The 17,011-nt window shown below is 60.7% G+C and carries 13 protein-coding genes; 7 read left to right on the top strand and 6 right to left on the bottom strand.

Translation table 11 applies throughout. The features are described from left to right. Positions 1–76 precede the first annotated feature (76 nt). Positions 77–880, top strand: coding sequence for an inorganic diphosphatase (locus FNU76_RS11435; protein ID WP_144278317.1), 804 nt, complete (start codon positions 77–79; stop codon positions 878–880). A 69-nt stretch (positions 881–949) separates the two neighbouring features. Here the strand turns inward: FNU76_RS11435 and fba are convergent, their stop codons facing one another. From fba to FNU76_RS11405, 6 genes are all read right to left on the bottom strand, one after another. Then, positions 950–2,014, bottom strand: a complete 1,065-nt coding sequence (fba, locus tag FNU76_RS11430; protein WP_144278316.1) for a class II fructose-bisphosphate aldolase — start codon at positions 2,012–2,014, stop codon at positions 950–952. A 34-nt stretch (positions 2,015–2,048) separates the two neighbouring features. Then, on the bottom strand, positions 2,049–2,903 hold the full coding sequence (locus FNU76_RS11425) for a DUF4349 domain-containing protein (protein WP_144278315.1): 855 nt from the start codon (positions 2,901–2,903) through the stop codon (positions 2,049–2,051). Position 2,904: 1 nt separating this feature from the next. Beyond that, positions 2,905–4,080 (bottom strand): phosphoglycerate kinase, encoded by a 1,176-nt coding sequence (locus FNU76_RS11420; protein ID WP_144278314.1) that lies wholly within the window; start codon positions 4,078–4,080, stop codon positions 2,905–2,907. Positions 4,081–4,165: 85 nt separating this feature from the next. Continuing rightward, positions 4,166–5,182 carry a type I glyceraldehyde-3-phosphate dehydrogenase gene (gene gap / locus FNU76_RS11415; RefSeq protein ID WP_144278313.1) on the bottom strand — a complete coding sequence of 339 codons (1,017 nt, stop codon included), beginning with the start codon at positions 5,180–5,182 and terminating at the stop codon, positions 4,166–4,168. 209 nt (positions 5,183–5,391) lie between these two features. Continuing rightward, positions 5,392–7,383 carry a transketolase gene (tkt, locus tag FNU76_RS11410; RefSeq protein ID WP_144278312.1) on the bottom strand — a complete coding sequence of 664 codons (1,992 nt, stop codon included), beginning with the start codon at positions 7,381–7,383 and terminating at the stop codon, positions 5,392–5,394. A gap of 234 nt (positions 7,384–7,617) precedes the next feature. Further along, on the bottom strand, positions 7,618–8,394 hold the full coding sequence (locus tag FNU76_RS11405; protein ID WP_144278311.1) for a substrate-binding periplasmic protein: 777 nt from the start codon (positions 8,392–8,394) through the stop codon (positions 7,618–7,620). Positions 8,395–8,689: 295 nt separating this feature from the next. Between FNU76_RS11405 and FNU76_RS11400 the strand changes: the two genes are divergently transcribed. From FNU76_RS11400 to FNU76_RS11375, 6 genes are all read left to right on the top strand, one after another. Beyond that, the gene (locus FNU76_RS11400; RefSeq protein WP_144278310.1) at positions 8,690–9,931 is read left to right on the top strand and encodes an exonuclease SbcCD subunit D C-terminal domain-containing protein; all 1,242 of its coding nucleotides are present in this window, start codon (positions 8,690–8,692) and stop codon (positions 9,929–9,931) included. Continuing rightward, positions 9,928–13,641 carry an AAA family ATPase gene (locus tag FNU76_RS11395; protein WP_144278309.1) on the top strand — a complete coding sequence of 1,238 codons (3,714 nt, stop codon included), beginning with the start codon at positions 9,928–9,930 and terminating at the stop codon, positions 13,639–13,641. Before FNU76_RS11400 ends, FNU76_RS11395 begins: the two co-directional genes overlap by 4 nt. Positions 13,642–13,713: 72 nt before the next feature. Next, positions 13,714–13,947: a type II toxin-antitoxin system RelB/DinJ family antitoxin gene (locus FNU76_RS11390; protein WP_373279709.1), complete on the top strand. Its 234-nt coding sequence runs from the start codon at positions 13,714–13,716 to the stop codon at positions 13,945–13,947. A gap of 48 nt (positions 13,948–13,995) precedes the next feature. After that, complete coding sequence (locus tag FNU76_RS11385) at positions 13,996–14,916, top strand: ABC-three component system protein (protein WP_144278308.1); 921 nt, start codon at positions 13,996–13,998, stop codon at positions 14,914–14,916. Then, on the top strand, positions 14,913–15,164 hold the full coding sequence (locus tag FNU76_RS11380; protein ID WP_144278307.1) for an ABC-three component system middle component 6: 252 nt from the start codon (positions 14,913–14,915) through the stop codon (positions 15,162–15,164). Before FNU76_RS11385 ends, FNU76_RS11380 begins: the two co-directional genes overlap by 4 nt. Then, the gene (locus tag FNU76_RS11375) at positions 15,161–16,882 is read left to right on the top strand and encodes an ABC-three component system protein (RefSeq protein WP_144278306.1); all 1,722 of its coding nucleotides are present in this window, start codon (positions 15,161–15,163) and stop codon (positions 16,880–16,882) included. The genes FNU76_RS11380 and FNU76_RS11375 overlap by 4 nt, the downstream gene beginning before the upstream one ends. The last annotated feature ends 129 nt before the right edge of the window (positions 16,883–17,011 follow it).

Raw genomic sequence — 17,011 nt, 5'->3', positions numbered from 1 at the left:
CATGGACTGGCATTTTATCTTTCGGAGACACTAGCATATCCGAAATAAATTTTTAAACTCCCCCGGGAGGACGGCTATGGCAATTTTTGATATTAGTCACTGTTTTGAATACAAACCATCACCTGTACTGCTCAACACTACCGAAATTGACTTTGAACGTGGTCACGGTAGTTTCTATGTGGCCGGAGAAACATTGCATTTCACTGAAAATACGAATAGAGCGCAACTACTGGAATTCAAAAAACATGTACTTTGCAGGATTAAAGATGCAGAAATAAGGAACGAAATATCCGCCCACTTTGACGATATCCTGTCCCAGGGAGGGTTTATGTTCCTGCTGGATGAGGCTCTTCGGAAAGGCCTCAAGAAAGTGGAGGGACTCCCATCCATTAAGAATCTATTCTTGAATATCATCCCGGATGGCCAGAAAATTTATATTGAAATCAGGCTGGACTTGAACGATATATGTTGTACAAGTAATCCGATACCCGAAGGCAATCCGGATATAATTGCTTCCATATGTGCCAGGCTTTGCTTGATCATTAATGACGATGATGAATTTGACGCCAAACCGGAATTCGTCCTGCTGAAAACTGAAAATCCCCATTTCAAAGCGGGGCTTTCAGACTGTCCGCGCTGGCGGCTTGACGAGGTTCTCAATTTCTTTTTACGATTGTTTGGTCAGCACTCTATCCGTCACATTGAGATTGAAGGCATAAAAAAAGACCCATATGCCTTCCAGGTTATTTTATCCGAAACCGACGAGCCCCCATCAGCTACGCAAATTCCTAGCGTGGATGAGACCTCCGAACAGAATGACACGAATACCAATAGCCAATCCCCGCGTTCCCAAGTATGCGACGCAGGAAAGTTCGCTTGATGGCTCGGCCCGGGCATAAACACTGGCCTAAATAGTCTTGCCGCGACGCCGCGGCAAGACTGATACAAATTACTTGATCACCGCCGCCAACTCACCCTTCTTGTACCGGTCCGACATCTTCTCCATGCTCACCGGCTTGATCTTGTCGGCCTGGCCGGCACATCCGAAGGCTTCGAAGCGGGCCTTGCAGATATCCTTGGCGGCCGAGGTGGCGTCCTTGAGGAATTTGCGCGGGTCGAATTCGCTCTTGTTCTGTGCCAGGAAGCGGCGGATCGAGCCGGTCATCGCCAGACGGATATCGGTGTCGATATTGATCTTGCGCACGCCGTACTTGATGCCGGTGACGATTTCCTCGACCGGCACGCCGTAGGTTTCCTTCATCTCGCCGCCGTGTTCGCGGATGATCTCCAGCCATTCCTGCGGCACCGAGCTGGAACCGTGCATCACCAGGTGGGTGTTGGGGATACGGGCGTGGATCTGCTTGATGCGCTCGATGGCCAGGATATCGCCGGTGGGCTTGCGGGTGAACTTGTAGGCGCCATGGCTGGTACCGATGGCGATGGCCAGGGCATCGACCTGGGTACGCTTGACGAAATCGGCGGCTTCGTCCGGATCGGTCAGCAACTGGTCGTGGCTCAGCTTGCCTTCCGCGCCGTGGCCGTCTTCCGCCTCGCCCATGCCGGTTTCCAGCGAGCCCAGGCAACCCAGTTCACCTTCCACCGACACACCGATGGCGTGGGCCATTTCGACCACGCGACGGGTCACGTCCACGTTGTAGTCGTAGCTGGAGGGGGTCTTGGCGTCTTCCAGCAGCGAACCATCCATCATCACGCTGGAAAAACCCGAGCGCATGGCCTGGATACACACGGCCGGGCTGGCGCCGTGGTCCTGGTGCATCACCACCGGGATATGCGGGTAGGCTTCGGTGGCGGCCAGGATCAGGTGGCGCAGGAAGGCTTCGCCGGCATATTTGCGGGCGCCGGCCGAGCCTTGCATGATGACCGGGCTATTGCATTCGTCGGCGGCCTGCATGATGGCCAACACCTGTTCGAGGTTGTTGACGTTGAAAGCCGGCAAGCCATAGCCGTTATCGGCGGCGTGATCGAGCAACTGGCGCATCGAAACGAGGGACATCACTACACTCCTAAAATTGTTGGATTCTGAAAATTCAAGTGGCCCGGGCCGCGCGGCGCTTGCGCCAGGCACGGCGAACCAGCAGCCAAAGCGGCACACCCAGCAGCGTCCACGGCAGCAAAGCCGCCAGCAGGGTCAGCAGACCTGCCAGGCTTTCCGATGCGACATAGCCGAGCCGGTGCCAAGCATCCTTGAGGGGGGCCAGCGCACTGCGCTCGATCACGCTTCGCGGGGTATGGATGGTGAGATCGAGCCGAATCTTGTCGGTTTGTTCGGCCAGCGCCTTGCGCTGTCCATTCATGCTATCGAGTTGGCTTTGCGTCTCGGTCAGCGACTTCTGCACTTCCAATACATCCGCCAACTTACCGGTGCGCTCCGCCAATAGTTGGCGGAGCCGGTCGCGCGCATCGACCAGGTTTTTCTGGCGCGCTTCCACATCGATGACCTCGGCGGTCTTGTCCTCGCTATCGGTGCGGGTATTTACCAGCTCGCCGCCCTGGGCCAACAGGGCGAACAGGGCCGGCACCTGCGCCGGCGGCAAGCGCAGCGACAGGCTGGCGGTGGGCTGCCTATCGTCGCCGCGCGACAATTCAGCGCTGACTACCTCGCCACCCATTTCGACGCTCCTGGCCTGGATTTGCCGCCAGAGGGCTTCGACCCGCTCGGCTTCGGCCTGTACTTCCAGGGTATGGTGTACGGCCAGATAGCGACGCTGCAGTGCAGCCGGGGCCGCCATGCCGGCGGCGCCCGCCGGCGGAGGCGCTTGCACTTCGGCCATATCGGCGGCCGGTGCCGCCGACATCGCCATCCCGCCGGCTTCGTCCTTGCGGCTGCAACCGGCCAGGACCGCGAGAGCGAACAGTGAAACCAGCCAGCGGCGCGCGATCACATCAATCTCCAGCGCGTTGGCAAAGCACGTCCACGGCCGGCAAGGTCTTGCCTTCCAGGAACTCCAGGAAGGCGCCACCGCCGGTGGAGATATAGCCGACCTGTTCGGTAATGCCGTACTTGGCCACCGCCGCCAGGGTATCGCCGCCCCCGGCGATGGAGAACGCCGGGCTGGCGGCAATGGCGCGTGCCAGGGCCTCGGTACCGGCGCCGAACTGGTCGAACTCGAACACGCCGACCGGACCATTCCATACCACGGTGCCGGCACCGGCGATCAGCTCGGCCAGCTGGCGGGCCGAATCCGGGCCGATATCGAAGATCATATCGTCCGCTTCCAGCTGCGACAGCGTCTTATGTACGGCAGGCTCGGCGGCATCGAAACGCTTGCCGACCACCACGTCGCCGGGTAGCGGCACATCGCCGCCACGGGCGCGGATCTTGGCGATCACGGCACGGGCCTGCTCGAGCAGGTCGGGCTCGGCCAGCGACTTGCCGATCTCGTGGCCTTCCGCCTGCAAAAAGGTATTGGCGATGCCGCCGCCGACGATCAGTTGGTCTACCTTATCCGCCAGCGATTCCAGAATGGTCAGTTTGGTCGACACCTTGGAGCCGGCCACGATGGCGACCAGCGGGCGGGCGGGTTGCGCCAGGGCCTTGCCCAGTGCGTCCAGTTCGGCTGCCAGCAACAGGCCGGCACAGGCTTGCGGTGCGAACTTGGCGACCGCGTGGGTGGAGGCCTCGGCGCGGTGGGCGGTACCGAAGGCGTCGTTGACGAATACATCGCACAAGGCGGCATAACGCTGGCCCAGGTCGTCGCTGTTCTTCTTCTCGCCAACATTGGTGCGGATATTTTCCAGCATCGCCAATTCGCCCGGCTGGACACCATGGCCCTGCCAATCGGCGATGACCGGTACCTGCCGGCCCAAAAGCTCACCCAGGCGGGCCGCCACCGGCGCCAACTTGTCCTCTTCCGCCACGACGCCTTCGCTGGGGCGCCCCAGATGGGTCATCAGCAGCACGCCGGCACCGGCTTGCAGACAATGGCGAATGGTGGGCAGGGAAGCGCGGATGCGGGTGTCGTCGCCCAGCTTGCCGTCCTTGACCGGTACATTCATATCGACCCGGATCAAGACCCGGCGGCCGGCCAGATCGATATCGGTAAGTTTCTTGAAGTTCATGGTCCTAACCTTTCAGCGCGGCGAAAGGGCGAATTTACCGCCATTCCACCGCGTAGCCACCCTTGTCGCCACTACAGGCGTGCCATCAAACCGCCGCCATCATGGCGCGCGCGGTATTGAGCATCTGCACCGAGAAGCCCCACTCGTTGTCGTACCAGGCGCAAATCTTGACCATATCGCCGTTGCTGACCTTGGTCAGGGTGGAATCGAAGATCGAGGCTTCGTTGGTGTGGTTGAAATCGATCGAAACCAGCGGCAGGTCGTTATAGCCCAGCACGCCCTTGAGCGGGCCGCCACCGGCGGCGTCGCGCATCAACGCGTTGATCTCTTCCTTGCTGGTGGGACGGGCCGACTGGAAAGTCAGGTCCACCAGCGACACATTGATGGTGGGCACGCGCACCGAGAAACCGTCCAGCTTGCCGTTCAGCTCCGGCAGCACCAGGCCCACGGCGGCGGCGGCGCCGGTCTTGGTGGGGATCAGGCTTTGCGTGGCGGAACGGGCGCGGCGCAGATCCTTGTGCCGTACATCGGTCAGCACCTGGTCATTGGTATAGGCATGGATGGTGGTCATCAAGCCTTTGACGATGCCGACATGGTCGTTCAGCACCTTGGCGACCGGTGCCAGGCAGTTGGTGGTGCAGGAAGCGTTCGACACCACCGTCATATCGCGGGTCAGGATGCCGTGGTTGACGCCGTAGACGATGGTGGCATCCACGTCCTTGTCGCCTGGCGCGGAAATCAGCACCTTCTTGGCGCCGGCATCCAGGTGGGCCTGGCACTTGGCCTTGCTGGTAAAGGCACCGGTGCATTCCAGCACGATATCGATACCCAGCTCGCCCCAGGGCAGTTCGGCCGGATTGCGGGTCGAAAAGAAGCGGATGTTCTCGCCATTGATGCGCAGCCAGTCGCCATCGGCTTTCACTTCCGCATTGAAGCGGCCGTGAACGGTATCGAAGCGGGTCAGGTGCGCGTTGGTTTCGATATCGCCCGAAGCATTGATGGCGACGATCTTGAAATCCTCGTTGCGGTTCAGTTCATACAGCGCGCGCAACACGTTGCGACCGATGCGTCCGTAGCCGTTGATGGCAATGCGGATGGACATGCTTGAATTCTCCATGACAGGGCCGGCGAAAAATGTAGTCGCCGCCATTATGACTACAAGGCCGCGATTGTAACCGGCTCGCCGCCTGAAAGGGGACTACAAGCGCGACAAAATGTTGCGTCGCGACATCGATTTAGTCCCTTTCGGCAGCGCCGATACCAAAGCAAAACGGCCCCGCCTTGAGCGGAGCCGTTTTTGGTAGAGCTGATTTACAGTACGGATTTCGCCACGGCGACTACATTTTCCACCGTGAAACCGAAGGCTTTGAACAAGGCCGGAGCCGGCGCCGATTCGCCGAAGGTATCCATCCCGACAACCGCGCCTTCCAGACCGACGTACTTGCGCCAGAAGTCGGACACGCCCGCTTCGATCGCCACCCGCGGCACGCCCTTGCTCAGCACGCTGGCCTGGTAGTCGCGATCCTGCCGGTCGAACACATTGGTGGAAGGCATCGACACCACGCGGGCACGGATGCCTTCGGTGGCCAACTGGGCCTGCGCCTTCAGGGCCAGTTCGACTTCCGAACCGGTGCCGATCAGGATCAGCTGGGCGGCGCCGCCTTCGGCTTCGCGCAGCACGTAGCCGCCCTTGGCGATGGCGGCGATCTGTTCCGCTTCACGTGAAACGAAGGGCAGATTCTGGCGGCTCAGCACCAGGCTGCTCGGACGGGTCTGCTGTTCGACGGCGAAGGACCAGGCCACGGCCGTTTCGGTGGTATCGCAGGGGCGCCATACGTCCATATTGGGGATATAGCGCAAGGTAGCCGTCTGCTCGACCGGCTGGTGGGTCGGGCCATCCTCGCCCAGACCGATGGAATCGTGGGTAAACACGAAGATCGGGTTGATCTTCATCAGGGCGGCCATCCGCAAGGCATTGCGGGCGTACTCGCTGAACATCAGGAAGGTACCGCCGTAAGGCCGCAGGCCACCATGCAGGCTCATGCCGTTCATGATGGCGGCCATGCCGAATTCACGCACGCCATAGCTGATGTAGTTGCCTTGGCCGCTGCCGTCTATCCACTTCGAGCCGGACCAGTTGGTCAGGTTGGAGCCGGTCAGGTCGGCCGAGCCGGCCAGGAATTCCGGCAGGGCCGGCGAATAGGCTTCCAGGGCGATCTGGCTGGCCTTGCGGGTCGCGACGGTTTGCGCGGCGGCATCGATCTTGGCGATGGCGGCAGCCTTGAAGTCGGCCCAGTTCGCCGGCAATTCGCCGGCCATGCGCCGCTCGAACTCGGCGGCCAATGCCGGGTGGGCGGCGCGATAGGCGGCGAAGCGTTCGGACCAGTCGGCTTCCTGCTGCGCACCACGGGCCTTGGCATCCCAGCCGGCGTAGATTTCCGGCGGCAGCTCGAATGGCTTGTGCGGCCATTCCATATGTACCCGGGCGGCTTCGATTTCGGCCTGGCCCAGTGCGGCGCCATGCACATCATGGGTACCTTGCTTATTGGGCGAACCCTTGCCAATCACGGTACGGCAGCAGATCAGCGTGGGTTTGCCGGTCTCGGCCTTGGCCGCCGTGATGGCCGCATTGACGGCATCCACATCGTGGCCGTCCACATCGGCGATGACATGCCAGCCGTAGGCTTCGAAGCGCTTGGGCGTATCGTCGGTGAACCAGCCTTCCACATGGCCGTCGATGGAGATGCCGTTGTCGTCCCAGAACGCCACCAGCTTGCCCAGGCCCCAGGTGCCGGCCAGCGAACAGGCTTCATGGCTGATGCCTTCCATCAGGCAGCCGTCACCCAGGAAAACATAGGTGTGGTGATCGACGATGGCGTGGCCGGGCTGGTTGAACTGGGCCGCCAGCATCTTCTCGGCCATCGCCATGCCCACCGCATTGGTGATGCCCTGGCCCAGCGGGCCGGTCGTGGTCTCGATGCCAGGCGCGTAGCCGTATTCCGGATGGCCGGGCGTGCGGCTGTGCAGTTGGCGGAACTGCTGCAGATCGGCGATGGTCAGGTCGTAGCCGGTGAGATGCAGCAAGGAATAGATCAGCATCGAACCGTGGCCATTGCTCAGCACGAAACGGTCGCGGTCGGCCCACTTGGGATTGCCGGGATTGTGCTTCAGATGGCTGCCCCACAAGGCCAGCGCGATTTCGGCCATGCCCATGGGCGCACCGGGGTGGCCGGAGTTGGCTTGTTGCACGGCATCCATGGAAAGTACGCGGATCGCGTTGGACAGGGCGGGACGGTTGGCCATCAGAATTCTCTTTTCGCTTGGGGTAGGCGGAAAACAAATACGGCCCGGACACGGCAGGCCGTAGTAAAAGCGGGCGCATTATCGCTTTTCGCCCTCGGCCGGGCAAGCCAAGTCTTTGATAATGCGCTGAAATTCTTGCAAAGACGTAGCATTATTACAGGCAATCCCCCCTTGAAAGTTTAAGGCAACTACATATCGGGGGAATAGCGCCGTGCTTCCATCGCTTCCTCCCGCTCATTGCACGCTGCCATCCAGCAGCACATTCTCGATCGGCTGCCGCAAACGCCCTTGCCAGCGCAGCTTGATGGCCTCGAATTCGGGCAGGCTACGGGCTTGGGACAATACTTCGTTGAAACGATCGCGCAGCACCGGGTCGCGAAAAGCCGCCACATATTCGTTGCGGGGGAAGATCTCGTGCACCGTCACCGGCTGCCGCTTTACTTCACTGCCCAGGCGCTGATCCAGGAAGGCGAAAATATTGACATCGACCACCACCACATCGGACTGCCCCTGGTAGAGGCTGATATTCTGGCGTATCTGGTTGGGATGCTCGTGGTAGTCGGTCTTGCCGGCCATCTGGGCGGCAAACGCCGGGCCCAGATATTGGCGCGCCTCGGCAAAAGCAGCGACGGAAAACGGCTTCAGATCGGCAATGCCGCGTATCTCCAGATGGCGTGCCTGCAGGCTGATCGCGACATTCTGATAAGCCACGTAGGGGCGCGAAACCGCCAGGCCCGGTACCATATCGGCCTGCAGCGTCAGCGCCATATCGGCCTGGCCGGTGCGGATCGCCGTCGCCACATCCCCCAGGAACATAAACTTGGGCCGCATGCGATAACCCAGCTTGCGCATGATGGCATCCACATACTCGTATTCGAGGCCGCCGCTGCTGTCATCCAGCACATAGGGCGCCAATCGCAGCCCCACCGCCACGGTGAGCGGCGCGGGCGGCGCCGCCGAACAGAAAAGCGACGCCAAGACAGCAAGCAGCAGCAAAATGCGGTAGCCCACTTATATTCCTCCGGCAGCGTCCCATTCAGGATCTAGGGAAACACTGATTTAATGCGCTAACGAGCGAAAGCGAGGCTCCCTCGCGGCGGCGAGGGCGGGGGGAGTGGGATAAAACAGCGAGGGAATCGTTGATTTATCACGGTCCGCCGGCACCCGGCTTTGCCGGGTGGTGAGCCGCCGCTTGAGCACGCGCAATAGTTCAGTGCGTCCCTAGGAACAATAGGCCAATACCGCTTGAGCGCCATACGCCGGCACCACGACACCGCATCGCATCCACGATGCCAGAGAATTCCCCATGCGCCTTATCCACACTTCCGACTGGCATCTCGGCCAGACCTTGCACAATTTCGAACGCGGTTTCGAGCATCAGTGCTTCCTTGACTGGCTGCTGGCCACCCTGGTGGCGGAGCAGGCCGACGGCCTGCTGGTCGCCGGCGATATCTTCGATACCGCCAACCCCTCGGCCGCCGCGCAAAAGCAGCTCTACCGCTTTCTGCAACAGGCCAAGGCCAGCCTGCCACGGCTGGATATCGTCATGATCGCCGGCAACCATGATTCGGCCGGCCGGCTGGAAGCACCGCGCCCGCTGCTGGATGCGCTGGGTATCCGGGTCATCGGCCAAGTACCGCGACTGGATGGCGGCGAGATCGACCTGGACGCGCTGGTACTGCCCTTGCATGGCGCGTCCGGAGAAATCGCCGCATGGTGCCTGGCATTGCCCTTTCTCCGGCCCGGCGACGTACCACGGACGGACCAGGCGGAGGACCCCTACCGCGAGGGAATCGCCTTGCTCTACCAGCAGGTTTTGCAAGTGGCGCTGGCGCGTCGCCGGCCCGGCCAGGCCATCGTGGCCATGGGTCATTGCCATATGGTGGGCGGCACCATCTCGGCCGAATCGGAGCGGCGCATCGTGATCGGCGGCAGCGAAGCCCTGTCGGCCGACGTCTTCGGTCCGGCCATCGCTTATGCGGCGCTAGGCCATCTGCACAAGGCCCAGAAGGTGGGCGGACAGGAGCATGTCCGCTATTGCGGCAGCCCGCTGCCCTTGTCATTCGCCGAAGTGGACTATCGCCACCAGGTACTGCGGGTGGATCTGGCGGGTGAGGCGCTGCGCGAAGTCAGCGCTTTGCCGGTGCCTCGCGCGGTTGAGCTATTGCGCGTTCCTAAACAACCGGCACCGCTGGAAGCGGTATTGAGCGCCATCAAGGCGCTGGAACTGCCCGCCGGACTGGCTCCGCCCGCCCAACCGTACCTGGAAGCAAGGGTACGGCTGGCGGCGCCCGAGCCCGCCTTGCGCAGCATCCTGGAAACAGCGCTGCAATCGCTGCCGGTGCGCCTGGCCAAGATCGAGACCAGCAGCACGCGCCAGGCAGGCGAAGTTGCCTCGGCACTATCGCTGGATGAACTGGCGTCCCTCCAACCGGACGATATTTTCAAGCGGCTCTACCGCGACCGGTATGGCGAGGAAGCGCCGGACCCATTCCTGGCTGCCTTTGCCGAACTTTCGCTGCTACCCACGGCCAAGGCGGCGGTATGAGAATCCTTGCGATACGCGGCAAGAATCTCGCCTCGCTGGCCGGCGAGTTCGCGGTCGACTTCCAGCAAGCGCCCCTGGCGGCCGCCGGCTTGTTCACCATCAGCGGCCCCACCGGCGCCGGCAAGAGCACCCTGCTGGACGCCCTCTGCCTGGCGCTGTACGACGCCACGCCGCGCCTGCTGAAGGCCAGCGCCCGTGGCGTGGACCTGCCCGATGTCGCCGGCAAGACCGTCGCGCCCCACGATACCCGCACCCTGTTGCGCCGGGGCGCGGCCGACGGCTACGCCGAAGTGGATTTTATCGGAGGAGACGGTCTGGCCTATCGCGCCCGCTGGAGCGTCCGGCGGGCCGGCGGCAAGGCCGGCGGCAGCCTGCAAGCGGTTGCCATGTCGCTCAACCGGCTAGCGGACGGACAGCCCTTGGGCGGCACCAAATCCGAGGTCAAGGCCGAAATCGAGCAGCGCCTGGGTCTTGGCTTCGAACAATTCACCCGCGCCGTGCTGCTGGCGCAGAACGAGTTCTCGGCTTTTTTGAAGGCCGACGACAGCGAACGCGGCGAACTGCTGGAAACCCTCACCGGCAGCACCATCTATAGCGAGATTTCCAAACGTGCCTTTGCCCGTTGCAAGGAAGAACAGGCTGCCTGGCAACGGCTGAACGACCGCTTGGCCGACCAGGCGCCAATGGAAGCACCGCGCCGGGCCGAACTGGTCGCGGCCGGCCAGCTGGCCGACATCGAACTGGCCGAGCTGGTGCAATACAAGCTGACAATGGACGAACAGCTGCGCTGGCACGACCGCAGGCAGCAGCTTGAAACAGACGAGACGCGAGCCCAATCCGCTTGGCAGCAACTGGACGGCGAATACCAGGCCGCCTCCCCGGACCGCGCCGAACTGAGCCGGATCGAGGCGGTGCAGCCGGCCCGGCCCTTGCTGGTCGAGTTCGATCGCAGCGAAGCCGAGCTGGCCGCCGGCCGGCAGGCCATCACTGCCTTGGAAGCCCGGCTATGCGTGGCGGAACAGGGCTGCCAGCAGGCCGATGCCGCGCTGCGCGATGCCGAACTGCGGCGCCAGGCGGAGGAACAGGCACGGCTGGCGGCGACGCCCCTGCTCGACCAGGCCAAAGCCCTGGACGCACAGCTTGCCGAGCTGGCGCCGGTCCGCCAACAAGCCGAACAACTGGCCGCCGACACCCGCCGCGCCGAGACGGAAGCCCGTACCACCCTGCACGACAAGCAGCGCCAAATCCAACTGCTGCGGGACAAATACGCGGCCAGCCTGGCCTGGTTGGCCGAACGGCAATCAAACCAAGCACTATTCGACGCCTGGCCCCGTTGGGACACCTTGCTTGGCCAGGCAGCACAGCGGAGCCATTCGCGCGATGCCCTGCGGCAAGCGCAAACCGACGCACTGGCTGAAGAAACAAGGTGGCGCGTCACCGCCGAGCAGGCCGAAGCCGAACGATTGGCCGCCGCCAATACCGTGGCGGCAGCGGAAGTCCACAAACAGCAAGCCAGTGCCAAACTGGCCGAATTCGATCTGACCGCCCTGGCAGCGCAAAAGCAGACACTTGAAACGCAACGCGAGCAATTGAATCATGCCACCCAGGCCTGGCAGGCGTGGCAATCCATGCTGGCCAGACAGATACAACTGACGGCCGATGCCCAGCAGCTACGCGACAGCCTGGCTGAATCGAACACCCGGCAGCAAACACTGGCATCACAGCGACCCACTCTGGAAGCGGCCCAGGCGCAAGCCGAACGCGCGCTGAAAATCGCCGAGGCCGCTTGTAGCGCCAGCGTCGAGGCGCTGCGCGCCGGCTTGCAGGATCAACAAGCCTGTCCGGTCTGTGGCGCGCTCGAACATCCCTACGCGCATGCGCAAGCACCACTGCAAGCCATGCTGGCGGAGCTGCAAGCCGAGCAGGCCAATTGCCGCGACCGGCTGGCGCAGCTGTTGCAGGCCATGGCCGGCCATGCCGCCCAAGCCGAACAGGCCCGGCAGCAGTTGCAGCGCAACGAAGAACAGGCCGAACCGATCCGGCAAGCCTGTCAAAGCGCCGAAAGCGCTTGGCAGGCACTGCCGTTGGCAGCTGAACTACAGTCCGACGAAGACGTCGGTGACCAGCTAGCGGCACAGCGGCGAATCCTGCAATCCCAATGGCAACAATCGGACGAGCACGAGCAGCTCGCCCGTGGCGCAGCGCTGGCGCGTGACCTGGCCCAGGCCGAACTCGAACAGGCCAGCCGACAGCTGCACGCTTGCCAGGCCAAGGCCGCCGACACCACCGCGAACTGGCGCAAAGCCGAGAGCGTGCGGCACCAGGCGGACGACAGGCTGGCCGAATGCGGCCGCCAACTGGATACGCTGTTGCAAGCGCTGGACGAGGCCTTTCCCGCCAGAAGCTGGCGAGACGACTGGCAAACCGCACCCGACGATTTCCACCGGCAAACCCGGACCGCGTTCGAACAATGGCAAGCGCATTGCCAGGCCCGCGACCAGCAAGCAGCGGATCTGGATCGCCTTGGCAGCGCCAGCCAGGCGCTGGGCACCGCTTTGACGGCCCATGAAGCACAAGCGCAACGCGCCGACAGTGCCTGGCGCGCCAGCCAGGCACGCATGGCCGGCCTGGAAGACGCTCGCCGGCAATTATTCGATGGACAGCCGGTCGGCACGATCGAGGCGGCATGGCGGCAGGCGGACGAAGCTGCCAAAGCGGATTGGGCGCGACAGTCCGAGCTGAGCCGGCAAGCCGCCGCCGAATTGACCCGTGGCGGTGAAGCGCTCAAACAGGCGGGGCAGGTTTTGGGACAACATCTCGCCGCGCAGTCCAAGGCCGACGACGGTCTGCGGGACTGGCTGGCGCGATGCGATCAAGGGCTGGATGCCGGACAGCTACGCATGCTGCTGTCCCATGAGCCCGCCTGGATCGCCACCCGGCGGGCGGCCGCACAAAGCCAGCTGCTGGAACTGGAAAAGACCCGCAGCGTGCTGACGGAACGCCGGCAGCAAAGCCAGGCGCATGAGCAAACCCGCCCTGTCGCCACCCACGAGCAGCTCGGCGCAGCCCTGACCGAGTTGCTCGAGCGCCAAGGCACGGTCGCCGATCGCGCCGGCGAACTGCGCCTGGCCCTGGCCCAGGACGACGAGCGCCGCCGCCAGTCCGCCGCCCTGCTGGCGGAGTTGGCGGAACAAAGCGAACGGACGCGGCTTTGGGCTCAGCTGCAGGACTTGATCGGTGCGGCCGACGGCAAGAAATTCCGCAACTACGCCCAGCAATTCACCCTGGACGTGCTGCTGGGCTACGCCAACCAGCACTTGCGCGAACTGGCGCGGCGCTACCGGCTGGAACGTATTCCCGACACCTTGGCCCTGATGGTGATCGACCAGGACATGGGCGCCGAAATCCGCTCGGTGCACTCGCTGTCCGGTGGCGAGTCCTTCCTGGTCTCGCTGGCGCTGGCCTTGGGCCTGGCATCCCTCTCGTCCAACCGGGTACGGGTCGGGTCGCTGTTTATCGATGAAGGTTTTGGCAGCCTCGACGCCGATACCCTGACGGTCGCCATGGATGCGCTGGATGGCCTGCAAGCCTTGGGACGCAAGGTGGGCGTGATTTCCCATGTGCAGGAAATGACCGAGCGGATCGGCACACGCATCGTGGTCCGCCGCACTTCGGGGGGGCGTAGCGAGGTGGTGGTCGAGGGAAGCTAGACGTTCAATACTCGACAGCAAAAAATCCCAAGATCATGTATGTACCCAAAAGTAGCTGGTTCAGAAACTCAGATGAGCCACAATGTAGCTACACATTTACGAGAGCGTGATGCGATGGCAAGTACCGATGTCGTTCGTGCCCGGATTAGCGGGCACATCAAAGAAGAAGCGGCCAGCGTCCTGGCTGAAATGGGGCTTTCGGTTTCTGATGCGATTCGGATGCTGCTCACCCGAATCGCGACCGATAAAGCGCTCCCCTTTGACATTAACCGTACGCATCCTCGGTCAGATACCCAAGCACTATGAGTTTTTTCCAGAAGAAATCGAACCACATCCAGTCAGGGCAATGAGTGCATGGATCGCTTACAACAGCTCAACTACCAAAAAGACTTCCGCATTGCCTTCTTGGAGTCCAAGGGCGACGGATTTCAGCGCCTTTTCGAGAAGCTAATGGCGAAGGCCCACCCCAACGACTTTCTGGCTTGTCGCCCTTGGGGCAATGTTGGTGATCGGAAAAACGACGGATATCTGCCGTCAGCGCGAATCCTCTACCAAAGCTACGCACCCAATGAGTTGAGCGCTACCGAAGCTATCAGAAAAATTACCGAAGATTTCGACGGTGCCAAAGCACATTGGGAGAAATACTTCGATGAGTGGACTTTCGTCCACAATGCACCCGATGGCCGCTTGGGTCCTCACATCATCGAAGCGTTGACCAAGCTCGGACAAGAAAACCCTCAGATCAAAATTGGCCACTGTGGATACGAGGAGATGCTGGCGAAATTCCGTCAATTGAGTCTGCCGGATCTCGAATCTTGGTTCGGCCCTTCACTCACGATGGAAGCGAATGTGAATCTGGGCTACAGCGACCTGGTCGCTGTGCTCAACCACATCAGCGTCACTCCTGTACCTACGACGAGCGAAGTGAAGGACGTGTCACGCGGGAAGATCGAGGCCAACCTTCTTTCTCAGGCTGTAGCCGACTTCCTCAAGATCGGAATGCAAAAATCTCCGCTTGTCGCGCAGTTCTTCAATAGCTGGAAAAACCCTAGCTACGGCGAGCAAATCGCTCTGGCTTTCAAGAACGAATATGTGGCACTAAGAGAAGGGGTTCCACTACTCCATCCTGATGAAATATTCGGCAAGCTCGAAAAGTGGGCTGGGGGTATGGAGAATACCGCACCCATGCATAAAGCGGCGGTGCTGGCAGTCATGGCGTACCTGTTCGATAAGTGCGAGATTTTCGAAGACGCTCAAGCGAGGGAGGCTCGATGATCCTCCCATCCAAGCATCTCTCTCGGGATCGGGCACTATTGACCGTCGGCGGCCGTATTCTGACCTTCCTCGCCCTTCCCAAGACTGTCTCCGCGCTATGGGAAGAATTGAACAAGCCTGAGGAAAATTTGCCTGGCACACCGCCTCGGCGCATCACTTACGACTGGTTTTTGCTCACTCTTGATCTTTTGTATGCTCTTGGGGCCATCGATCTCGACTGCGGCCTGGTTGCACGGAGGATAGCTTGATTCACAACATTTTCAGCACGTTACCTAGTTTCAAGAATCTCGGTGATATGAAACTGGGCCTGAATGTGTTGCTTGCGCAAAAAACCGAGGGCGCGAGCAGCAAACAAACGCGCAATCGTGCTGGTAAAACCAGTTTTGTCGAGCTAGTGCATTTTTTGATGGGCTCCGAAGCTGGTCCTGGCTCCATTTTCCGCACCACTGAACTAGCTGATTATTCGTTCGGAATGAACTTCGATCTGAAATCGGAGAGCGTGGTGATTGAGCGCTCGGGTAGTTCCAAAGCCAAGATATCCGTGACGACCCCGCTTGCGGCCAAGACCAGGTATTCGGCCTCTGAGTGGTGCACGCTCCTCGGCGAACAAATGTTCGGTTTGAGCAGCCTCGAAGCAGCTGGCAGCAAGCCGCCTTCGTTCCGATCGCTGTTTTCCTACTTCGTGCGCCGACAGGAAAATGGTGCCTTCACTACGCCGGAAAAGCAGGCCACGATGCAAGGAACAGGCGATATGCAAATGGCGCTGATGTTTCTGCTGGGATTGGACTGGCAGATCGCACGTGATTGGCAAGCTGTTCGCGATCGCGAAAAGACACTGGAAGAGCTGAAGAAGGCTGCTGGAACTGGTGTGTTCGGTTCGATCATCGGCAAGGCCGCAGACTTGCGCACTGAGCTGACCTTACAGGAAGCTCGCCTCAAGAAGCTTCATGCAGAAATCGAGACTTTTCAGGTCTTGCCGGAATACCGAGAATTGGAAATCGAAAGCGCCACGCTGACCCGCCAACTCAATGAATTGGCCAATTCGAACACTATCGATTTTTCAGCTATTCGCGACCTGGAAAGTGCACTTGCCTCGGAGGTTCCCCCTGACCTTGAAGACCTTCAGGCCGTCTATCAAGAAGCAGGCATTGTGCTTCCTGGTTTGGTTAAACGCCGTTATGAGGATGTGAAAAGCTTTCATGAATCAGTAGTACGCAATCGCAAGGACTACCTGTCCAGCGAACTCGAAGCGGCAAAGCTACGTATCGAACTGCGCGATGGCAAAAAGGCGCATCTCGACCAGCGGCGAGGTGAAATCCTCAGCATTCTTAAGAGCCATGGTGCGCTGGAACAATTTCTTAAACTGCAAGGAGAACTTGGACGATTGGAGTCCGAGGTGGAATCGCTGCGCCAACGCTTTGATGCGGCAGAGCAGTTAGAAGGCGCGAAGAATGAGTTGGAGATCGAACGCAATCGTCTCACAATCCGCTTGCGGCGTGACTTTGCCGCACAGAACGAACGACTGTCGGATGCCATCGTCGCGTTCGAGGAAACCTCACAGCGTTTATATGAATCGGCCGGCAGCATGACCGTCGATGAAACCTCCAACGGACCAATGTTCAAGTTTCCAATGCAGGGTGAGCGCAGCAAGGGCATCAAGAATATGCAGATATTCTGCTTCGACATGATGCTTATGCGCTTGTGCGCCAAACGTCAGATGGGTCCCGGATTTCTAATTCATGACAGCCATCTGTTCGACGGTGTTGATGGGCGCCAGGTTATTAGCGCATTACGTCTCGGTTCAGAAATTGCGTACGAGCTTGGTTTTCAGTACGTCGTGACCATGAATGAAGACGATGCCTTCAAAGAAACCATTGAGGGATTTGATCTCAAAGATTACGTGCTTCCGGTGCAATTGACCGACTCTACCGAAGACGGAGGTTTATTTGGCATAAGGTTCGGCTAAATTTTGTCCGCCGCAAGTCCAGTGGGCAGCGAGATGATCAAGATAGCCAGCAGCAATTTCAGCCATCTATTCCGGTCTTCCCCTTTCTGGCCATTGCGGCATGTCGAGTCTTAGAATTCAGTCAAACAG

Origin of the sequence: Chitinimonas arctica (assembly GCF_007431345.1) — a bacterium.
GTDB lineage: Bacteria > Pseudomonadota > Gammaproteobacteria > Burkholderiales > Chitinimonadaceae > Chitinimonas > Chitinimonas arctica.
Note: the sequence above shows the minus strand (reverse complement) of the source record. Positions and strands in the feature narration are given on the sequence as shown.

Bases quoted from the DNA above. Each gene is read 5' to 3' on its own strand.
- FNU76_RS11435 (WP_144278317.1), top strand. From the start codon at position 77: ATGGCAATTTTTGATATTAGTCACTGTTTTGAATACAAACCATCACCT.
- fba (WP_144278316.1), bottom strand. From the start codon at position 2,014: ATGTCCCTCGTTTCGATGCGCCAGTTGCTCGATCACGCCGCCGATAAC.
- FNU76_RS11420 (WP_144278314.1), bottom strand. From the start codon at position 4,080: ATGAACTTCAAGAAACTTACCGATATCGATCTGGCCGGCCGCCGGGTC.
- gap (WP_144278313.1), bottom strand. From the start codon at position 5,182: ATGTCCATCCGCATTGCCATCAACGGCTACGGACGCATCGGTCGCAAC.
- tkt (WP_144278312.1), bottom strand. From the start codon at position 7,383: ATGGCCAACCGTCCCGCCCTGTCCAACGCGATCCGCGTACTTTCCATG.
- FNU76_RS11400 (WP_144278310.1), top strand. From the start codon at position 8,690: ATGCGCCTTATCCACACTTCCGACTGGCATCTCGGCCAGACCTTGCAC.
- FNU76_RS11395 (WP_144278309.1), top strand. From the start codon at position 9,928: ATGAGAATCCTTGCGATACGCGGCAAGAATCTCGCCTCGCTGGCCGGC.
- FNU76_RS11390 (WP_373279709.1), top strand. From the start codon at position 13,714: ATGAGCCACAATGTAGCTACACATTTACGAGAGCGTGATGCGATGGCA.
- FNU76_RS11385 (WP_144278308.1), top strand. From the start codon at position 13,996: ATGGATCGCTTACAACAGCTCAACTACCAAAAAGACTTCCGCATTGCC.
- FNU76_RS11380 (WP_144278307.1), top strand. From the start codon at position 14,913: ATGATCCTCCCATCCAAGCATCTCTCTCGGGATCGGGCACTATTGACC.